Here is a 1,351-nt window from a genome sequence, read left to right as displayed (position 1 = left end):
GCCGTAGGTCTTGCCGTCGTAGGTGACCGATGCCTTGAGGCCGTCCAGCCAGGCGTCGGAGTTGTCGAACGTGCCCGCGTCGAGGGGGGTAGGTCTTCGACACCTCGTCCCGAGTCAGGTATCCACGATCAGCCAGTGCCGTGAGGATTCCCAGGCAGGTGGGCTTGCTGATCTCGAGCGCGCGGGCCAGTTCCGACAGCCCGAACCGCTGATCAGGGCGGCCGACGAGGTAATCGAGTACCTGAACCACCCGCTCGGTGGGAGGCGATTGCCTCCCCCTCGGGCGACCATCTTCAGGCGCCTTCTCCGGTCCACCCATTGACCACTCCCTAGAACGCGTTCTATTGTCGGAATACCCAACATCTACCAAATAGGTACATATTTGTACCACGACGCTCTGGACCGGCGACATAGTCGGGACTGTGAGGAGCCAGCGTGCTGACGGACCCGTTTGCCGAGGCGATCGCCGAAGCCGAGAAATTGATCGAGACTGCGCCGCACATCAGATCCGAACAGGATCTACTGGAGGGATACCAATATCTGGCCGGCGGAATCATTGCGACGACGCATGCCGCCTGGGCCAGCGAAAAGACTCATCCGAGTTTCATCCAGGGCACCGGGCCGTTCACCAAGATGGGTCTCGACAACCCGGACACCCTCTACTTCGGCGCCCGTATCAACGACGACAAAGAATACAAGGTCACCGGAAAGCGCGGCACCACAGCCGATCTCAGCTTCCAGGTGTTGAGCGGGAACTACACCAACTCGAATGTCCCCGGAAGCGAGATCGCCTTCGACGACCGCGAACTGGAGATAGACGACGACGGCAACTTCGTCGCTTGGTTCGGCCCCGGCCCTGCTCCGTCACTGACGACCGTCAAGCACATCGTCGTCACCGGCTCCTCCACTGCAGGGCTCGAAGCTCCCGAGGGCGTGCAGGTTCACACCTACGAGGGCTTGATCGCCGATCAGCCCACCGAGTTCGACTGGCCAGAGGTCGACGAACTCAGCGCTGCCGCAATGTGTTACACGTCCGGTACCACGGGCGACCCCAAGGGCGTCGTTTACTCCCACCGTTCGATCTACCTGCACTCCATGCAGGTCTGCATGAGCGACGGCCCCAACCTCGCACAGGGCGATCGTGCACTCGCCGTGGTACCTCAGTTCCACGCCATGTCGTGGGGACTCCCCTACGCCGCATTCATGATCGGTGCTTCGCTGATCATGCCCGACCGCTTCCTCCAGCCTGCCCCGTTGGCAGCGATCATCGCCAGCGAGAAGCCGACGTTCGCCGCAGCCGTACCCACCATCTGGCAGGGGCTGCACCTCTACCTCGAGCAGAACCCGCAGG

At 62.2% G+C, this 1,351-nt stretch carries 1 protein-coding gene and 1 pseudogene; one reads left to right on the top strand and one right to left on the bottom strand.

Features of this window, described 5'->3' with window-relative positions; translation table 11 throughout:
• Positions 1 to 115: 115 nt before the first annotated feature.
• Positions 116 to 319 (bottom strand): annotated as a pseudogene (locus ABT116_RS46750) (helix-turn-helix domain-containing protein); the annotation flags it as partial.
• A gap of 116 nt (positions 320 to 435) precedes the next feature.
• Here ABT116_RS46750 and ABT116_RS46745 point away from each other — a divergent pair.
• On the top strand, positions 436 to 1,351 hold a 916-nt coding region (locus ABT116_RS46745), incomplete at its 3' end, for an AMP-binding protein (protein ID WP_351647376.1).

Source organism: Streptomyces sp. NPDC002130, from assembly GCF_040296465.1.
GTDB lineage: Bacteria > Actinomycetota > Actinomycetes > Streptomycetales > Streptomycetaceae > Streptomyces.
The sequence above is the reverse complement of the archived record's forward strand: the minus strand, read 5'-3'. Positions and strand labels throughout refer to the sequence as shown.